A 433-nucleotide genomic window follows, 5' to 3' on the forward strand; every position below is an offset into this window, starting at 1 on the left:
GTCGATGGACAGTCCGATGTCGCCGTCGAACAGGCGCTCCCAGCTCTTGTCGATGCGGACCTCCTTCCGGCAGCTGTCGCCAAATTCGTTCCTGCCCTCGATGGTGATCGTCCATTCCACCGCCGTCTCTTTGTCTCCGAACAAAACGATGCTGATGGACGGCTCAAGCCTAACAACCCGTGTTCGACCCCAGAGAAATTACCGGTCTCCTCCCCGAGGCGCTCGATGTCGCGGTGCGGGAGGCGCTAAGGAAGTGAACGCCGTGTACTACCCCGCTCTACCAATTGAAATCCTACGTCCACGACTTGCGGTGAAAACGAGTTGCCTTTGAGCCGGCTTACGATGAGTTCTGCAGCCTTTCTTCCAAGACCTACTCGGTCGACCCTTACGGTTGTCAGTGAAGGATTGATTGCAGCAGCGATCGTGAGATCGT

The 433-nt window shown here is 56.8% G+C and carries 1 protein-coding gene; it reads right to left on the minus strand.

What is annotated here, in order from left to right:
- Window positions 1-245: 245 nt before the first annotated feature.
- On the minus strand, window positions 246-422 hold the full coding sequence (locus ACWGS9_RS35395; protein ID WP_454509502.1) for a substrate-binding domain-containing protein: 177 nt from the start codon (window positions 420-422) through the stop codon (window positions 246-248).
- Window positions 423-433 lie beyond the last annotated feature (11 nt).

The sequence above is a fragment of the Mesorhizobium sp. Arg314 genome, assembly GCF_053714275.1.